The following is a 17,283-nucleotide window of genomic DNA, read 5'->3' on the forward strand; positions in this document are numbered from 1 at the left end:
GCGCCGCGCGGGCGGCGCTCGATTTCAGCACCACCCTCAAACCCAAGGCATGCACCCCGACCCCACCCGAAACCTCAGCCCTTTTCGGCCGGCGCCGAGCTCAGTTCAAACGGGCTGCTGCTACGCCGCTGGTTGCGGTCCTCCCGCGGCGTGGCGCCGAAGAAGTTGCGATAGGCACTAGAGAAATGCGGCCCCGAGGAGAAGCCACAGGACAACCCGATCTGGATGATCGACTTGCTGGTCTGCATCAGCATCTGCCGCGCCTTGTTCAGCCGCAGCTCCAGGTAATACTGGCTCGGCACGCGATTGAGGTACTGCTTGAATATGCGCTCCAACTGCCGGCGAGAGACGCAGACATGCTGGGCAATTTCATCAGTGGTCAGCGGCTCTTCGATGTTGGCTTCCATCAACAGCACGGCCTGGGTCAACTTCGGATGGCTCGAACCAAGGCGGTTCTGCAGCGGAATGCGCTGGCGTTCGCCACCTTCGCGAATGCGCTCGACCACCAGTTCCTCGGACACCGCCCCGGCAAGCTCAGCACCATGATCGCGGGCCAGCACCGCCAGCAACAGGTCGGTCACCGCCATGCCACCACAGGCCGTCAGGCGATCACGATCCCAGTCGAACAAGTGGCTGGTGGCAATCACCTTGGGGAACCGCTCGGCGAAATCATCCTGCCAGCGCCAGTGCACCGCCGCGCGGTAGCCATCGAGCAAACCAAGCATGGCCAGCGGGTACACGCCAGCAGACAGCCCCCCGATCATGCAACCACTGCGCGCCAACTGCTTGAGCGCCGACGAAAGCGCCGAACCCACCGCTTGAGGCAAATCGTCTGCCAACAGGAAGAGCTTGTGACAGCCCTCCAGGCGGCCATTCCACGGCTCGCCCGGCAGGCGCCAGGCGCCCTCCTCGGCAGGCTCCGCCTGAAGGAAGGAAATCTCGTAGACCACCTCCGGATGCACCCGCTGGGCCACCTGCAACACTTCCTCCGCCAGCGCCAAGGTCAAAGGCTTGGTGCTTGGCCAGATGAGAAAACCGATTCGCTGGGTGGTCATAGGGTGCGGTCCGAAACCTGGGTTCGTTCGAGTCAGTGGCGCCGGGTCAGGCTGCGCTCGCTGCGCAGCATGCCCTATTCTGGTGCAAAGATGCAGCCTTTTACTTCAAGCTGCCGGAGAGGAACTGCTTGAGCCGCTCCGATTGCGGGTTGGCCAGCACTTCACGCGGGCAACCGGTCTCTTCGACCAGGCCTTTGTGCAGGAACACCAGCTGGTTCGACACTTCGCGGGCAAAGCCCATTTCGTGGGTCACCACCACCATGGTTCGGCCTTCTTGAGCCAGGGCCTGCATGACCTTGAGCACATCACCCACCAGCTCGGGGTCGAGCGCCGAAGTCGGCTCGTCGAACAGCATGACTTCCGGCTCCATGGCCAAGGCCCGGGCAATGGCCACACGCTGCTGCTCACCGCCAGACATGTGACCGGGGAAGGCGTCCTTGCGGTGGGCCACACCGACCTTGGCCAGGTAGTGCTCGGCCTTCTCCAGAGCTTCCTTCTTGCTTACCCCGAGAACGTGCACTGGCGCTTCGATGATGTTCTCCAGCGCGGTCATGTGCGACCACAGGTTGAAATGCTGGAACACCATCGACAGACGCGAGCGCATGCGCTGCAACTGGCGCGGGTCGGAGGCCTTGAGTGCGCCGTCCTTGCCAGGCTGGAGCTTCAGCTCTTCGTTGTTGAGCAGGATCTTCCCTGCATGGGGCTGCTCCAGCAGGTTGATGCAGCGCAGGAAGGTCGACTTGCCCGAACCGCTGGAGCCGATGATGCTGATCACGTCGCCGGCCTTGGCCGCCAATGAAACGCCCTTGAGCACTTCATGGCTGCCGTAGCGCTTGTGCAGGTCTTGGACTTCGAGTTTGTACATACTGTCGGTTCTCACAGAGCGTTCAGTGCTTGCGCGGCGCCAGATAGCCGAGCCAGCGGCGTTCGGCCATCTTGAACAGGCGCACGAGGATGAAGGTCAGGCACAGGTAGAACACGCCCGCCGTGATGTAGGCCTCGAAAGGCAGGTAGTACTGGGCATTGACCGTGCGTGCCGCACCGGTGATGTCGATCAGGGTCACGATCGACGCCAGGCTGGTGGTCTGCAGCATCATGATCACTTCGTTGCTGTACTGCGGCAGCGCCCGGCGCAGGGCCGACGGCAGCAGGATGCGGCGGTACATCTTCATCCGTGACATGCCCATGGCCTTGGCCGCCTCAATCTCGCCATGGGGCGTGGCCTTGAGGCTGCCGGCGATGATTTCGGCGGTGTAGGCGCTGGTGTTGATAGCGAAGGCCAGGCAGGCGCAGAAGGTTGCGCTGGACAGCCACGGCCAGAAGATGCTCTCGCGCACCGCCTCGAACTGGGCCAGGCCGTAGTAGATCAGGAACAGCTGCACCAGCATCGGCGTGCCACGGATCACATAGGTGTACAGCCAGGCGCCCATGTTCACCAGCGGCTGCTTGGATACGCGCATCAGGCCCAGCGGGATGGCCGCCAGCAGGCCGAACAGCAGCGACAGCGCCAGCAGCTTGAGGGTGGTCAGCAGGCCGCCAAGGTACAGCGGCATGGCATCCCAGACGACGTTGTAGTCGAAGATCATAGTTCAGCCACCTTGACGCCTACCGAGTAGCGGCGCTCGAGATACTTCAGCGCCAGCAGCGAAATACTGGTGATCACCAGGTACAGCGCGGCCACGGCCAGGAAGAAGGTGAAAGGTTCGCGGGTGGCGTCGGCCGCCTGCTTGGCCTTGAACATCATGTCCTGCAGGCCGACCACCGAAATCAGCGCCGTGGCCTTGGTCAGCACCAGCCAGTTGTTGGTGAAGCCCGGGATGGCCAGGCGGATCATCTGCGGCACCTGGATGCGGAAGAACACCTGGCGCGCACTCATGCCATAGGCCACGCCGGCTTCGGCCTGGCCCTTGGGGATACCGAGGAACGCACCACGGAAGGTTTCCGACAGGTACGCGCCAAAAATGAAGCCCAGCGTGCCGATACCGGCCACCAGCGGGTTAAGGTCGATGTAGTCGTCATAGCCGAGCAGCGGCGCCACCCGGTTGATGATGTCCTGGCCGCCGTAGAAGATCAGCAGGATCAGGACCAGGTCGGGGATGCCACGGATCACCGTGGAGTACAGATCCCCCAGCCAGGCCAACCAGCGCACCGGCGACAAACGCAGCGCCACGCCGATCAGGCCGAGGACGATGGCCAGGGCCATCGACGACAGGGCGAGCTGCAGCGTCAGCCACGCCCCGTCGAGGATGACTGCCCCATAGCCTTTCAACATGATTCGGATTCCTCAGGGCTTGGGAATGAAAAATGGTGCAAACCTCAGAGCCTCTGCTGTTTGCACCATTGCACAGGTGAAACTCGACGTCTTAGTTCGAGTCTGGACCGTAGATATCGAAGTTGAAGTACTTCTTCTCGATTTCTTTGTACTTGCCGTTGGCGCGGATGGCGTCGATGGCCTTGTTGATGCGCTCGCGGTTGGCGTCGTCACCCTTGCGCACGGCGATGCCGACGCCGTCACCGAAGTACTTCACGTCGGTGAACGATGGGCCGACGAAGGCGAAGCCCTTGCCAGCGTCGGTTTTCAGGAAGCCGTCTTCGAGCAGGGTGGCATCGGCCACGGTACCGTCCAGGCGGCCGGCGGCAACATCCAGGTAGATTTCGTTCTGGGTGCCGTAAGGAACCACGGTGGCGCCCTTCGGAGCCAGCACTTCCTTGGCGAAGCGATCGTGGATCGAGCCGCGCTGCACGCCGATCTTCTTGCCCTTGAGCTCGTCGAGGCTGTCGCTGACGGTGGAGCCTTCCTTCATGACCAGGCGCGCCGGGGTCAGGTAGTAGCGCTTGGTGAAGTCGACCGACTTCTTGCGATCATCGGTGATCGACATGGACGACAGGATGGCGTCGATCTTGCGCACCTTGAGCGCCGGGATCAGGCCGTCGAACTCTTGCTCGACCCAGGTGCACTTGGCCTTCATCTCTTCACACAGGGCGTTGCCGATGTCGTAGTCGAAACCGGCGATGCTGCCATCCGGCTGTTTGAAGGCGAAGGGTGGGTAGGCGGCTTCGATGCCGATCTTCAACGGTTTTTCATCGGCCTGCGATACCAGGGAAAACACGGAAAGCGCCAGTGCGCCAAGCAGTGCGAGCTTCTTCATCAGGTAACTCCATCGGTACGGGGCAATACGAGGCAGGGTAACAGCTGCCCGATATGCGAATGGGTACAACGCGAGCCGCGCAGGTTTCGACCAAGGTCGCAGACCACGAGCGAGTGAGTGGCATTTTAACGACAGCCCGGTAGTCGATATTTCTTCAAAGCGACAACTACTTACAGAAGCGCTTGAAATCGCGGCGGGCGATGTTGACAGCTTTTGCAAATCATGCAAGAGCTCGAGAGAAATAACCTGTAAGCCAAGCAATTACTGGGCCTATTATTGGCAAACCCTTGCATTACGGCAAGTGCAGCGTTTCACCTCACTGAAAATGGCCACCGAGACGCACCAAAACGGCACGGACGTGTTTCCCTGCGCCCCGATCCTGTGCGAAATCGGTGACAGAAGAGTTACCGATGATTGTCGGGTAACAGTAAAGCAAAAACCCCGCCGGTTGCCCTGGCGGGGTTTCGTAGTGCCTACAAGGTCAGGCCGTAGCCAGGCTCATCGCCTTGTGGGTATCGATCAGGTGCTGCACCACACCTGGGTCGGCCAGGGTCGAGATGTCACCCAGGGCGTCGTATTCGGCCGTGGCGATCTTGCGCAGGATGCGCCGCATGATCTTGCCCGAACGGGTCTTCGGCAGCCCCGGCGCCCACTGGATCACATCCGGCGAGGCAATCGGGCCAATCTCCTTGCGCACCCAGTTCTTCAGCTCCAGGCGCAGCTGCTCGCTCGGCTCGATTCCGGCATTGAGGGTGACATACACATAGATGCCCTGCCCCTTGATGTCGTGCGGCACGCCAACCACCGCCGCCTCGGCGACCTTGGCGTGGGCGACCATGGCGCTCTCGATCTCGGCGGTACCCATGCGGTGGCCGGACACGTTGAGCACGTCGTCCACGCGACCGGTGATCCAGTAGTAGCCATCCTCGTCACGACGCGCACCGTCGCCGGTGAAGTACATGCCACGGAAGGTCTTGAAGTAGGTATCGACGAAGCGGTCGTGGTCGCCGTACAGCGAACGCGACTGGCCCGGCCAGGAATCGAGAATCACCAGGTTGCCTTCGGCAGCCCCTTCGATCAGGTTGCCCAGGTTATCCACCAGCGCCGGCACCACACCGAAGAATGGACGGGTCGCCGAGCCCGGCTTGAGTGCCGTGGCACCCGGCAGCGGGCTGATCAGCACACCCCCTGTCTCGGTCTGCCACCAGGTATCGACGATCGGGCAACGCTCTTTGCCGACGGTCTTGTAGTACCAGTTCCAGGCCTCGGGGTTGATCGGCTCGCCGACCGAACCCAGCAGGCGCAGGCTGGAACCATCGGCACCGGCAACGGCAGCCTGCCCTTCGGCCATCATGGCGCGGATGGCGGTCGGTGCGGTGTAGAGGATATTGACTTTGTGCTTGTCGACGATCTTCGACACGCGGGTGATGTCCGGGTAATTTGGCACGCCTTCGAACAGCAGCGTGGTTGCGCCGTTGGCCAGCGGGCCATAGACAATGTAGCTGTGGCCGGTGACCCAGCCGACGTCGGCGGTGCACCAGTAGACTTCGCCCGGGCGGTAGTCGAAAACGCGCTCATGGGTCAGTGCGGCATACACCAGGTAACCACCGGTGGTGTGCAGCACACCCTTCGGCTTGCCGGTGGAGCCGGAGGTATAAAGGATGAACAGCGGCTCTTCGGCCCCCATTTCCTTCGGCGCGCAGTGGCTGGAGGCAACCTTCATCAGGTCCTCGTACCAGATGTCGCGGTGCTGGTGCCAGGCGATGTCGCCACCGGTGCGCTTGCACACGATGATCTTCTGCACGCTGTTGGTTTCCGGGTTGGTCAGCGCCAGGTCGACGTTGGCCTTGAGCGGCGTGCGACGGCCGCCCCGCAGGCCTTCGTCAGCGGTGATCACCACTTTGGACTTGCAGTCGATGATGCGCCCGGCCAGGGCTTCCGGCGAGAAGCCGCCGAACACCACCGAGTGGATGGCACCGATGCGGGCGCACGCCAGCATGGCCACCACGGCCTCAGGGATCATCGGCATGTAGATGGTCACCACATCGCCACGGTGCACGTCCTGGCCGCGCAGGGCGTTGGCGAACTTGCAGACCTGCTCGTGCAGCTCGCGGTAGGTGATGTTGCGATGCTCGGAAGGGTCGTCGCCCTCCCAGATGATTGCCAGCTGGTCGCCGCGCTCTTCGAGGTGGCGGTCCAGGCAGTTGGAGGAAACGTTGAGAGTGCCGTCGGCAAACCACTTGATATCGACATGGTGGTCGTCGAACGAGGTCTGCTTGACCTTGGTGAAGGGCTTGATCCAGTCCAGGCGCTGGGCCTGCTCGCGCCAGAAGCCGTCCGGGTTGATCACCGATTGCTGGTACATGGCCTTGTAGGTGGCCTCGTCGGTCAGGGTAGTGGCCGCAACCTCGGGACGAACGGGATACAGTGGAGCCGCACTCATCTGTGTTACCTCGGTGTAATAGTTGTTTTTGTATGGAACCGTTTGTAACTGTACCAGAGCGGGAAAAACCATACGACGATGGTAGTAGCACGCCCGGCAAATCTTCATGCCCACGGCGCGGGAGGCTCTAGCCCGCAGCCGCCGGCCCGGCAAGGGAAAACCACGAGGGCACCTGCCAAGGGATTGTTACAGATTATGGAAAAAGGCGAAAAAACTTTATCAAAACGCCATCTGTTTCCCTTAGTTACTCAGGCATAAGATTCACCTCGCCAGCAACGGCAAGGCGATTAACTACTGGAACAGCCCCCACGAAGGCAATCAGTTAATCCCCCTCTAATCCCGATAGTTGAACTTTGGCAGTACTCGCGGCGCCACAAGTGCCGCGTGCCCCCTCACGACCTTAGACAGGTAAATAGAAAATGAAAGCTTTACTGGTATTGGTACTTGGCAGTCTTTGCGGCGCGGCAATGGCCGGCGAAGCAAACAATGTCGAGCAGATTCCGGTTGAACAGTACAGTTACTCGCAGCACCTGGACATTGCCCGCGTCATCTCCATGAGCGAAGTGCCCAACGTCTGCGAAGTAGTGCCCGCCCGCATGACCTACGAGGACTCCAAGGGCCAGAAGCACATTCTCGAATACCGCGTGATGGGGAACGGCTGCTCCAACGGCTGATACCTTCGAATCGGGGCCCCTGCGGGCCCCGTTCGCGTTTTTGCCTGCCTGCAACTTTCACCCCGAATTGAAAGTTAACAAGGCATTAAATAACAGCCATTTAATCTGCCGACTTGCCCAACGAATAATCCCGCAACTTGTTGGCAATTGTCGTATGGGAAACCCCCAGGCGTTTTCCCAGCGCCCGGCTACTTGGAAACTCCCCCATCAGACTTTCCAGCACCGCCTTTTCAAATCGTCCTACAATCCGCGAAAGATCCCCATCCAGCGAAAACTCGCCCAACGGCTGCCGCACGCCATAATCCGGCAAACGAATATGCTCGCTCTTCACCACCCCGCCTTCGCATAACGAAACCGCCTGGAACAACACGTTCTCCAGCTGCCGCACATTCCCTGGCCAGTGATACTGGCTGAGTTTGTCCATGGCCGCCGGTGCCAGGCGCGGCATGGCGCAGCCGATCTGCCGGCTGGCCTGATCGAGGAAGTGCTGCACAAGGCCCTCCAACCCGTCCATGCATTCGCGCAGCGGCGGAATGTGCAGCGACAGCACGTTGAGCCGGTGATACAGGTCCTGGCGGAATTCGCCGCGGGCGCACAGCTCGGACAGGTCGACCTGGGTGGCGCAGATTACCCGCACATCCAGGTACACCTCTTCATCGCTGCCGACACGGCGGAAGCAACCATCCTGCAGGAAACGCAGCAGCTTTACCTGCAGGCGCGGGCTCATCTCCCCCACGCCATCGAGGAACAACGTACCGCCAGCCGTCAACTCCAGCAGCCCCAGCTTGCCCTCGGCACGCGCCCCCTCGAAAGCACCGGGGCCATAACCGAACAGCTCGGTTTCGGCCATCGACTCTGGCAGGCCGGCACAGTTGAGTGCCATCAAAGGCGCCTGGCCACGCGGGCTGGCCAGATGGCAGGCGCGGGCCAGCAACTCCTTGCCGGTGCCGGTCTCGCCTTCGATCAGCAAGGGCGCATCCAGCGGCGCCATGCGCCGCGCTTCACGCACCACCGCCGCCATGACCCGCGAGCTCTGGAAAATACTGTCGAAACCGCGCAATTCCTGTTTGCGCACGTTATAGATGCGCTCGCCGATGCGGTCGGCGCGATGCAGGGTCAGCACGGCACCGGCCAGGGCCTCGCTGTCATCGTGCTCGGATTGCAGCGGCGCAATATCGGCCAGGAACACATCACCCTTGACCTTGATGCGCAGGCCATTGATGCGCGACTTGTTGGCGCGCACCAGCTCCGGCAGGTCGAAATCCTCGACATAGCGCGCCAGCGGCATGCCCGGCACTTCGTCGACCCGCACCCCGAGCAACTGCGCCGCAGTGCGGTTGGCAGCGACGATGCTGCCCCCCATGTCGATCGACAGCACCGGGAAATCCAGCGCGCCGAGCAACGCATTGAGCTCCATGTGGCGGCGCTCGCTGGGCATCAGGCCGACGCGCTTGACCCCGAATACGCCGGCAATCGATTCGAACTTGGGCCGCAGCGCCTGGAACTGCAGATTGATCAGGTTCGGGCAGTGCAGGTAGATGGCATTGCCATGGTCTCCCCCCACCTCGCCGCGCAGCACGTTGATGCCGTATTCCACCAGCAGGTTGAGGATGTCGCGAAGGATGCCGATGCGGTTCTGGCAATGCACTTTGATACGCATGGAAGCTCTCGAAGTGGCGAAGTTTTTCAACGTCGCACGGAAAAGTCGTAAAGATAAGCTGCCAAAAACGACGCAAAGGGCAGCTTGATGAGCCGGATTTTCCGGCATGCAGGGTATTTTGTAAAATTATCGTTACGAATGACCGGTCAATGGGCACCTACCAGAAGGCACCGCCCCCCGTGCAAATCAGCCGGTGAAGGGATATTCCTGAGTCATGTCGTGGACATAACAAGAAAGTCCTCACCAGGAGAGCCACATGAAACAGACGCAATACGTGGCACGCGAGCCCGATGCGAACGGTTTTATCGATTACCCGCAGCAAGAGCATGCGGTATGGAACACCCTGATCACTCGCCAGCTGAACGTCATCGAAGGCCGCGCGTGCCAGGAATACCTGGACGGCATCGACCAGCTCAAGCTGCCCCATGACCGCATTCCGCAGCTGGGCGAAGTCAACAAGGTGCTGGGCGCCACCACCGGCTGGCAGGTTGCCCGGGTACCGGCGCTGATCCCCTTCCAGACCTTCTTCGAGCTGCTGGCCAGCAAACGCTTCCCGGTCGCCACCTTCATCCGCACCCCGGAAGAACTGGACTACCTGCAGGAACCGGACATCTTCCACGAGATCTTTGGCCACTGCCCGCTGCTGACCAACCCGTTCTTTGCCGAATTCACCCACACCTACGGCAAGCTCGGCCTGGCCGCGACCAAGGAACAACGCGTGTACCTGGCACGCCTGTACTGGATGACCATCGAATTCGGCCTGATGGAGACCCCACAGGGTCGCAAGATCTATGGCGGCGGTATCCTCTCCTCGCCGAAAGAGACCGTCTACAGTCTTTCTGGCGAGCCTGAGCACCAGGCCTTCGACCCGATCGAGTGCATGCGCACGCCCTACCGTATCGACATTCTGCAGCCGCTGTACTTCGTGCTGCCAAACATGAAACGCCTGTTCGACCTGGCCCATGAAGACATCATGGCCATGGTCCACGAAGCCATGCAGCTGGGGCTGCATGCACCGAAATTCCCACCCAAGGTCGCTGCCTGAGCACCTTGCCGATAACAACTCGAAGCGGAAAACACACCATGAATGCCTTGAACCAAGCCCACTGCGAAGCCTGCCGCGCTGACGCACCCAAGGTCACCGACGAAGAACTGGCCGAGCTGATCCGCGAGATCCCGGACTGGAACATCGAAGTCCGCGATGGCCACATGGAGCTCGAGCGCGTGTTCCTCTTCAAGAACTTCAAGCATGCCCTGGCGTTCACCAATGCCGTGGGCGAGATCGCCGAAGCCGAAGGCCACCACCCCGGCCTGCTGACCGAGTGGGGCAAGGTCACCGTGACCTGGTGGAGCCACTCGATCAAGGGCCTGCACCGCAACGACTTCATCATGTGCGCGCGTACCGACAAGGTCGCCGAGACGGCTGAAGGCCGTAAGTAACACCAGATCGAAGCTGGCTGCGACACCTACGTCGCGGCCAGCTTCGTACATGCCAATAGCACTTATCTGCCACAACCAACCGCCACATGCCCTCCCTCCTAGAGAATACCCCTCTGAAAGAATTGTTCCGCTTGAACCACGCTAGCCGCTCTCAACCCCGGAGCGACTCACGATGTTCCTATCCTCATTCGATACCGAACTGAACAACGCAATTACCGCCTCTCACAGGGCATGCTCAAAACCTGGCAATGCACAGCTTGATACACCTCGCCTGGCCAGCCTGGACAACTTCCGTGACATAGCGGGCACCATCGCAGCGCACACTACCTGTTACGGCACCCTGCGCAGCATGTGCTTCTACCGGAGCAATGCCGTAACCCCTAGCGCAGCCGACATGGCCATCCTTGAACAGCTTGGCATTCGCGCAATCTTCGACCTACGCGACGATCACGAAATCGAAACAGCGCCAGACGTACTCCCAAAAGGCGCCATTTATCGTCATTTCAACGTGCTGCGCCACCGCTTCAAAGGATTCGACCTCGCCTCATTGCGCCTTGAAAGCGCGGAGCAGACCAGCGCACTCATGCGGGATGTGAACCGCGACTTCGTCGTATGCGCATCAGCACGCGAGGTGTTGGGGGACGTCCTGACGGCAATGGCCCAAACCCAAGGGCCGGTGCTTTTCCATTGCTCCGCCGGCAAAGACCGTACCGGCTGGGTATCTGCACTGTTGCTGAGCATTGCCGGTGCTGATCATGCAACCCTGATGTACGACTACCTGGCGAGCAATGCCTACACCGCCCAACGCATCGCCGCTACTCTGGCAGGCATGCCAGAAAGCAGGAGGGCCATCTATGCGCCTGCCTTGACGGTCGATGCGCGCTATCTCAATGCAGCACTGGAACAGGTGACCCGTGATTACGGCGACATGGACAATTATCTGCACAATGGCTTGAACCTGTCGCACCAGACGCTGAGCAACTTACGCAGCAAACTGGTCGTTTAACCTGCCGTGCTCTGCCCGCTCAACACGCGGGCAGAGCATTATTGCGTCCGGTATCCGCCCGCAAAACCGACAAGCGACCGGGAAAAATTACAAACTGTCATCCAGACTTGTGTATCCTGCCCCAGCTTTGCGAAGCTCCGAACGCGCCTGGCGCAGACTTTTCACTCACACTTGCGAGGAACGACGAGATGCATGAAATCCCGAATCTTCCCTTCCCAAGCCTGAACCCAGAAGAGCCAACCGTTACCGCCCACGCCGAACCGACGCCTGCCGTCGATCAGGATGGTGACGATCAATCCAGCGCTGACCAGGAATAAACTGCGCATCCCTCCGACTGTGTGAAAACGGCTGACCTGCGGGCCACCCCCGTCATCACGTTTTCACACCGTCACGAACCTCTGCCACGAAGACACCCATGCCTGACTCACCGCGCCCCCTTGCGGTCACCCTGCAAGTCGTATCCATCGTCCTCTTCACCTTCATCGGCTACCTGAACATCGGCATCCCCCTGGCCGTGCTGCCTGGCTATGTGCACAACGACCTCGGCTTCAGTGCCGTGATCGCCGGCCTGGTGATCAGCGTGCAGTACCTCGCCACCCTGCTCAGCCGCCCTACCGCCAGCCGCATCATCGATAACCTGGGCAGCAAGAAAGCCGTGATGTACGGGCTGTTCGGCTGCGGCCTGAGCGGTGTGTTCATGCTTGCCTGCGCCTTCCTCACCCACCTGCCCTGGGTCAGCCTGAGCTGCCTGCTGGTTGGCCGCCTGGTGCTTGGCAGTGCCGAAAGCCTGGTGGGCTCTGGCTCGATTGGCTGGGGTATCGGCCGGGTCGGGGCCGAGCACACGGCCAAGGTCATCTCCTGGAACGGCATCGCCAGCTATGGCGCGCTGGCCATCGGTGCGCCACTGGGCGTGCTGATGGTCAAGAGCCTGGGGCTGTGGAGCATGGGGGTAAGCATCATCCTGCTGTGCGGCATTGGCCTGCTGCTGGCCTGGCCGAAGCACGCGGCGCCCGTCGTCAGCGGCAAGCGCCTGCCGTTCATGCAGGTGCTGGGCAAGGTGTTCCCGCACGGTTCGGGACTGGCCTTGGGCTCCATCGGCTTTGGCACCATCGCCACCTTCATCACCCTGTATTACGCCAGCCGTGGCTGGGCCAATGCAGCACTGACCTTGAGCCTGTTCGGTGCCAGCTTCATCTGCGCGCGGCTGCTGTTCGGCAACCTGATCAACCGGATGGGTGGGTTCAGGGTGGCAATCGTTTGCCTTTCGGTGGAAACCCTTGGGCTGCTGATGCTGTGGCTGGCGCCAAATGCCGAGTTGGCGTTGGCAGGGGCTGCGCTAAGCGGGTTCGGTTTCTCGCTGGTGTTCCCGGCACTGGGGGTGGAAGCGGTAAACCAGGTGTCGGCGGCCAACCGCGGGGCGGCGGTGGGGGCTTATTCGCTGTTCATCGACCTGTCGCTGGGGATTACCGGGCCGCTGGTGGGTGCGGTGGCGTCGGGGTTCGGGTTTGCTTCGATGTTTCTGTTTGCTGCTGCGGCGGCGTGCTGTGGGTTGGTGTTGAGCCTGTATCTTTATCGCCAGGCGCGGCTGGGGCGCGGCCAATAAAGCTGGAGCGCTTTGCGCTCCTTTCGCGACACAGGGCCGCTCCGACAGGGGATCGCATTCGCTTGTGGGAGCGGCCTTGTGTCGCGAAAGGGCTGCAAAGCAGCCCCGGGGCCCTGAAGGTCAGCGCCTGGCGTACTGCAACACCACTTCCAACGGGTGGCGCATCTGCCGCTCGGTCATGCGCTTGACCTGGCTGCGACACGAGTAGCCAGTCGCCAGCGCCTCCCCTTCCTTGTCCAGCTTGGTCGCCCACGACTGCTCGAAGATGGTCCGCGAAGTGCCCTGGTTGCGCGCCTCGTGCCCGTAGGTACCTGACATGCCGCAGCAACCCGTCGCCTCGGTCACCAGCTTCAGCCCGAGCCGGGCAAACACTTGCTCCCACTGTTTGGTGCTGGCCGGCACGTTGGTTTTCTCGGTGCAATGCGCCATCAGGCGGAAATTGCCCGGTGCGGCAGGCGCCTGCTCCGGCAGCACATCCATCAGCCACTCCTGCGGCAGCAGAACGTTCGGGCAGCCATCCAGGCCCGGCACTTTCTGGTATTCCTGGCGATAGACCAAGGTCATCGCCGGGTCCAGGCCCACCAGCGGCACGCCGCAGTCAGCCAGGGCCTTGAGCTGGGTAGCGTTGCGAATCGCCGCCTTGGCAAAGGCGCCGAGGAAGCCCTGCACGTGCAGCGGCTTGCCATTGGCGCTATAGGGCGCCAGGAACACCCGGTGGCCCAGGCGATGGGCCAGCTCGATGAAGGCGGCCAGCAGCGGCGTTTCGAAGTAGCGGGTGAAGGCATCCTGCACCAGTACGATGCTGCGCTCGCGCTGGGCCGGGGTCAGTTCGCGCAGGGCCGGCACGCTGGCCACGCCGACGCGGCAACGGGTCAGGGTCGACTGGAAGTTGAAGCGGCTGATCAGCGGGCTGTCGACCATGCCGACCTTGTCCGCCAGCAGCTTGCTCACCCACTTGGAGCCCATCACGGCGTTGTACAGGCCAGGTGCATGGGCCAGGTACGGAATGGTGAACTCCAGCGAGCCGATCAGGTAATCACGCAGCGGGCGCTGATAGCGGCCGTGGTACAGCTCCAGGAAGCGCGAGCGGAAGTCCGGCACGTTGACCTTGATCGGGCACTGCCCCGCGCACGATTTGCACGCCAGGCAGCCGGCCATGGCGTCGTACACCTCATGGGAGAAGTCTTCCTGGCCCTGGCTGCGTGCACGGTTGTTGCGCAGCCGCGCCGGCAGACCCTTGAGCCACGACACCTTGTTGCGCGCAGCCGCCAGCACGTCGATGTTGGCCTCGCCCTGCAGACGCAGCCACTCGCGCATCAGCGAGGCGCGGCCTTTGGGCGAATGCTGGCGTTCACGGGTAGCCTTCCACGACGGGCACATGGCGTCGTTGGGGTCGTAGTTGTAGCAGGCACCGTTGCCGTTGCAGTGCACGGCGCTGGGGAAGTCCTGCCACACGCGCTCGTCGATGGTGCGGTCGAGCTCGCCACGCAGGGTCACGCCGTCGACCGGGGTCAGGCCCTCGGTGCTGCCCAGCGGCGTGCAGATCTTGCCCGGGTTGAGCTGGTTGTGCGGGTCGAAGGCGCCCTTCAGGCGCTGCAGCGCCGGGTACAGCTTACCGAAGTACTCCGGCACGTATTCCGACCGCAGGCCCTTGCCGTGCTCGCCCCACAGCAAACCGCCGTAGCGCTTGGTCAATGCGGCGACGGCGTCGGAAATCGGCTTGACCAGTGCGGCCTGGGCGGGGTCTTTCATGTCCAGCGCCGGGCGCACGTGCAGCACGCCGGCATCGACGTGGCCGAACATGCCGTAGGCCAAGCCGTAGCCATCGAGCAGCGCGCGGAAGTCGGCGATGTAGTCGGCCAGTTGCTCTGGCGGTACGGCAGTGTCTTCAACGAACGGCTGCGGGCGCACCTCGCCCTCGACGTTGCCGAGCAGGCCGACCGAGCGCTTGCGCATGGTGTAGACGCGGGTTACCGCCTCGGCGCCCTCGGCCAGGGTGTGGCCCAGGCGCTCGACACTGGTGTCGCTCTGCAGGTGATCGATGAACGCCTGGACCCGAGCATTGACCTCCGCCGGCTCGTCGCCGCAGAACTCCACCAGGTTGATGCCCAGGGTCGGGCGCTCAGGGTCGGCCGGGAAGTATTCGGCAACGCTGTGCCAGACGATGTCCTTCATCGCCAGCATCAGCACCTTGGAGTCGACCGTCTCGATCGACAGCGGCTTGAGCGCCATCAGCGCATTGGCGTCGCGCAGGGCATCCATGAAGCTGCTGTAGCGCACGTTGACCAGCACCGCGTATTTCGGGATCGGCAGCACATTGAGCTTGGCTTCGACCACATAGACGAGCGAGCCCTCGGCACCGCACAGCACGCTGTTGAGGTTAAAACGGCCTTGCTCGTCGCGCAGGTGCGCCAGGTCATAGCCGGTCAGGCAACGGTTGAGCGTGGGGAAGGTGGTCTCGATCAGCTCGCCTTGGGTTTCCTGGATCTCCCGGGCCATGCGGTACACCTCGCCGACCCGGCCAGGCGCGGCGCATGCCTGCTCCAGCGCGCCATCGTCGATCGGCAGGCTGTGCAGGCGCTCGCCACCGAGCAGCACGCTGTGCAGTTCGAGCACGTGGTCGCGGGTCTTGCCGTAGGTGCAGCTGCCCTGGCCGCTGGCGTCGGTGTTGATCATGCCGCCGACAGTGGCGCGGTTGGAGGTGGACAGCTCAGGGGCGAAGAACAGCCCGTGCGGCTTGAGCGCGGCATTGAGCTGGTCCTTGACCGTACCGGCCTGGACCCGTACCCAGCGCTCCTCGACGTTGATTTCGAGGATCTGGTTCATGTGCCGCGACAGGTCGACGACGATACCATCGGTCAGCGACTGGCCATTGGTGCCGGTGCCGCCGCCACGAGGGGTCAGCTTGACCTCCTTGAAGCGTGGCTCGCCCATCAGCGTGGCGACACGCGCCACGTCGTCGGCATCCAGCGGGAACACCGCCGCCTGCGGCAGACGCTGGTAGATCGAGTTGTCGGTGGCCAGCACCGTACGGGTGCCATAGTCGGCGCTGATCTGGCCGCGGAAGCCGCTGTTGCGCAGGGCTTCGAGGAATTCTGGGTAGTTGGCGCTCGGCGCAAGGGTCGACAGCTGGGCGATCATCGAAGGATGGCCTCTTGATATGGACTAATTCACGGGAATCCTGTCATGCCGGTATGGGTAGCCACACGCGAGGATGACGCATAGACCAATGTTCCTGTAGTTTCGCTTCAGGGGCAAACGGATAATCCTGCCGCTATCAATGACTTTTATGAATGAATTACCGCCACCTGACACCGTCCATGTCGCTACTGCTGGCTTTCGAGGCCGCCGCCCGGCATGAAAGCTATACCCGCGCCGCTGCCGAACTGTCGCTGACCCAGAGCGCGGTCAGCCGCCAGGTGCAGGCGCTGGAGCAGCAACTGGGCCTGACCCTGTTCCGCCGCGAGGGCCGCCAGGTGCAACTGACTGACGTCGGTCGGCTGTACCAGCGCGAATTGAGCGAGGCGCTAGGTCGCATTCGCAGCGCCACCCTGCAGGCACTGGCCTACCAGTCGGGGGTCGGTACCCTGCGCCTGGCAACCTTGCCTACCTTCGGCTCGAAGTGGCTGCTGCCACGCCTGCATGCGTTCTACAGTGCCCACCCGGGCATGCTGGTGCATATTCATTCACGCATCGAAGCGATCAACTTTGATACCAGCGAGATCGACGCGGCCATCGGCGTGGCCAGCCATGACCTGCCGGGCTTGATATGCCATCGGCTGCACGCCGAGGAGCTGGTGGTGATCCTGCCGCCGGAAGCAGGCGGCGATGCCCAGGGCTGGGGCCCGGCGCGGGTCAGTGAAGAGGTGCTGCTGAACGTGGCCAACAACCCGCATGCCTGGGGCGAGTGGTTTTCGCACCACGGGTTGCCGCACCGGGCGATGCGCCTGGGGCCAAGCTTCGAACTGACCTCGCACCTGATACAAGCCGTGCGGGCCGGGATAGGCATCGGCCTGGTACCGAGGGTTCTGGTGGAGGAAGAGCTGGCCAAGGGTGAGCTGTTCAGCCCGGGGGCGGCGTTTGCCAGCCAGCGCAGTTATTACCTGATCTATCCACCGCGCAATGAAGCCTTGCCTTCACTGAGGGCATTTCGCAGCTGGTTGCTGGAACAGATCTGAATCCTGTTCCGGCCTCTTCGCGGGTAAACCCGCTCCCACAGGGAACTCACTGCCTGTGGGAGCAACTGTCTTCTT

The 17,283-nt window shown here is 62.2% G+C and carries 15 protein-coding genes; 7 read left to right on the forward strand and 8 right to left on the reverse strand.

Annotation, left to right across the window (positions count from 1 at the left end; genetic code table 11):
* Positions 1-74: 74 nt before the first annotated feature.
* From argR to acs, 6 genes are all read right to left on the reverse strand, one after another.
* Positions 75-1,055: a transcriptional regulator ArgR gene (gene argR, locus APH27_RS24440; protein ID WP_027921091.1), complete on the reverse strand. Its 981-nt coding sequence runs from the start codon at positions 1,053-1,055 to the stop codon at positions 75-77.
* Between the two features lie 100 nt (positions 1,056-1,155).
* Positions 1,156-1,920, reverse strand: a complete 765-nt coding sequence (locus APH27_RS24445) for an ABC transporter ATP-binding protein (RefSeq protein ID WP_027921090.1) — start codon at positions 1,918-1,920, stop codon at positions 1,156-1,158.
* A 22-nt stretch (positions 1,921-1,942) separates the two neighbouring features.
* Positions 1,943-2,641: an ABC transporter permease gene (locus APH27_RS24450; protein ID WP_060486124.1), complete on the reverse strand. Its 699-nt coding sequence runs from the start codon at positions 2,639-2,641 to the stop codon at positions 1,943-1,945.
* Positions 2,638-3,327 (reverse strand): ABC transporter permease, encoded by a 690-nt coding sequence (locus APH27_RS24455; protein WP_027921088.1) that lies wholly within the window; start codon positions 3,325-3,327, stop codon positions 2,638-2,640. Before APH27_RS24455 ends, APH27_RS24450 begins: the two co-directional genes overlap by 4 nt.
* Positions 3,328-3,418: 91 nt before the next feature.
* On the reverse strand, positions 3,419-4,204 hold the full coding sequence (locus APH27_RS24460; RefSeq protein ID WP_027921087.1) for an ABC transporter substrate-binding protein: 786 nt from the start codon (positions 4,202-4,204) through the stop codon (positions 3,419-3,421).
* Between the two features lie 481 nt (positions 4,205-4,685).
* Complete coding sequence (gene acs / locus APH27_RS24465) at positions 4,686-6,647, reverse strand: acetate--CoA ligase (RefSeq protein ID WP_027921086.1); 1,962 nt, start codon at positions 6,645-6,647, stop codon at positions 4,686-4,688.
* A 419-nt stretch (positions 6,648-7,066) separates the two neighbouring features.
* Between acs and APH27_RS24470 the strand changes: the two genes are divergently transcribed.
* Positions 7,067-7,321 carry a DUF2790 domain-containing protein gene (locus APH27_RS24470; RefSeq protein ID WP_027921085.1) on the forward strand — a complete coding sequence of 85 codons (255 nt, stop codon included), beginning with the start codon at positions 7,067-7,069 and terminating at the stop codon, positions 7,319-7,321.
* Between the two features lie 100 nt (positions 7,322-7,421).
* Here the strand turns inward: APH27_RS24470 and APH27_RS24475 are convergent, their stop codons facing one another.
* Entirely contained in the window at positions 7,422-8,981 is a 1,560-nt protein-coding gene (locus tag APH27_RS24475) for a sigma-54-dependent transcriptional regulator (protein WP_060486125.1), read from the reverse strand.
* Positions 8,982-9,237: 256 nt separating this feature from the next.
* Here APH27_RS24475 and phhA point away from each other — a divergent pair, with 256 nt between their 5' ends.
* From phhA to APH27_RS24495, 5 genes are all read left to right on the forward strand, one after another.
* Positions 9,238-10,026 (forward strand): phenylalanine 4-monooxygenase, encoded by a 789-nt coding sequence (gene phhA, locus APH27_RS24480; RefSeq protein ID WP_060486126.1) that lies wholly within the window; start codon positions 9,238-9,240, stop codon positions 10,024-10,026.
* A gap of 38 nt (positions 10,027-10,064) precedes the next feature.
* A complete protein-coding gene (locus APH27_RS24485) occupies positions 10,065-10,421 on the forward strand; it encodes a 4a-hydroxytetrahydrobiopterin dehydratase (protein ID WP_003254532.1) in 357 nt (118 codons plus the stop codon).
* 172 nt (positions 10,422-10,593) lie between these two features.
* Positions 10,594-11,427 carry a tyrosine-protein phosphatase gene (locus APH27_RS24490; RefSeq protein ID WP_082435249.1) on the forward strand — a complete coding sequence of 278 codons (834 nt, stop codon included), beginning with the start codon at positions 10,594-10,596 and terminating at the stop codon, positions 11,425-11,427.
* Between the two features lie 188 nt (positions 11,428-11,615).
* A complete protein-coding gene (locus tag APH27_RS26970; protein WP_256250716.1) occupies positions 11,616-11,744 on the forward strand; it encodes a hypothetical protein in 129 nt (42 codons plus the stop codon).
* Between the two features lie 98 nt (positions 11,745-11,842).
* On the forward strand, positions 11,843-13,030 hold the full coding sequence (locus tag APH27_RS24495) for an MFS transporter (protein ID WP_060486127.1): 1,188 nt from the start codon (positions 11,843-11,845) through the stop codon (positions 13,028-13,030).
* 120 nt (positions 13,031-13,150) lie between these two features.
* Here APH27_RS24495 and APH27_RS24500 read toward each other — a convergent pair whose 3' ends face one another.
* Positions 13,151-16,171, reverse strand: a complete 3,021-nt coding sequence (locus APH27_RS24500) for an FAD-binding and (Fe-S)-binding domain-containing protein (RefSeq protein ID WP_060486128.1) — start codon at positions 16,169-16,171, stop codon at positions 13,151-13,153.
* A gap of 152 nt (positions 16,172-16,323) precedes the next feature.
* On the opposite strand from APH27_RS24500, the gene APH27_RS24505 reads away from it, so the two are divergent.
* On the forward strand, positions 16,324-17,208 hold the full coding sequence (locus tag APH27_RS24505; protein ID WP_027921078.1) for a LysR substrate-binding domain-containing protein: 885 nt from the start codon (positions 16,324-16,326) through the stop codon (positions 17,206-17,208).
* Positions 17,209-17,283 lie beyond the last annotated feature (75 nt).

The sequence above is a fragment of the Pseudomonas sp. NBRC 111123 genome (assembly GCF_001320205.1).
In the GTDB taxonomy this organism is placed as follows: domain Bacteria; phylum Pseudomonadota; class Gammaproteobacteria; order Pseudomonadales; family Pseudomonadaceae; genus Aquipseudomonas; species Aquipseudomonas putida_J.

Excerpts from the sequence above, each read along its gene's own strand:
- argR (WP_027921091.1), bottom strand. The coding sequence starts at position 1,055 with ATGACCACCCAGCGAATCGGTTTTCTCATCTGGCCAAGCACCAAGCCT.
- APH27_RS24445 (WP_027921090.1), bottom strand. The coding sequence starts at position 1,920 with ATGTACAAACTCGAAGTCCAAGACCTGCACAAGCGCTACGGCAGCCAT.
- APH27_RS24450 (WP_060486124.1), bottom strand. The coding sequence starts at position 2,641 with ATGATCTTCGACTACAACGTCGTCTGGGATGCCATGCCGCTGTACCTT.
- APH27_RS24455 (WP_027921088.1), bottom strand. The coding sequence starts at position 3,327 with ATGTTGAAAGGCTATGGGGCAGTCATCCTCGACGGGGCGTGGCTGACG.
- APH27_RS24460 (WP_027921087.1), bottom strand. The coding sequence starts at position 4,204 with ATGAAGAAGCTCGCACTGCTTGGCGCACTGGCGCTTTCCGTGTTTTCC.
- acs (WP_027921086.1), bottom strand. The coding sequence starts at position 6,647 with ATGAGTGCGGCTCCACTGTATCCCGTTCGTCCCGAGGTTGCGGCCACT.
- APH27_RS24470 (WP_027921085.1), top strand. The coding sequence starts at position 7,067 with ATGAAAGCTTTACTGGTATTGGTACTTGGCAGTCTTTGCGGCGCGGCA.
- APH27_RS24475 (WP_060486125.1), bottom strand. The coding sequence starts at position 8,981 with ATGCGTATCAAAGTGCATTGCCAGAACCGCATCGGCATCCTTCGCGAC.
- phhA (WP_060486126.1), top strand. The coding sequence starts at position 9,238 with ATGAAACAGACGCAATACGTGGCACGCGAGCCCGATGCGAACGGTTTT.
- APH27_RS24485 (WP_003254532.1), top strand. The coding sequence starts at position 10,065 with ATGAATGCCTTGAACCAAGCCCACTGCGAAGCCTGCCGCGCTGACGCA.
- APH27_RS24490 (WP_082435249.1), top strand. The coding sequence starts at position 10,594 with ATGTTCCTATCCTCATTCGATACCGAACTGAACAACGCAATTACCGCC.
- APH27_RS26970 (WP_256250716.1), top strand. The coding sequence starts at position 11,616 with ATGCATGAAATCCCGAATCTTCCCTTCCCAAGCCTGAACCCAGAAGAG.
- APH27_RS24495 (WP_060486127.1), top strand. The coding sequence starts at position 11,843 with ATGCCTGACTCACCGCGCCCCCTTGCGGTCACCCTGCAAGTCGTATCC.
- APH27_RS24500 (WP_060486128.1), bottom strand. The coding sequence starts at position 16,171 with ATGATCGCCCAGCTGTCGACCCTTGCGCCGAGCGCCAACTACCCAGAA.
- APH27_RS24505 (WP_027921078.1), top strand. The coding sequence starts at position 16,324 with ATGAATTACCGCCACCTGACACCGTCCATGTCGCTACTGCTGGCTTTC.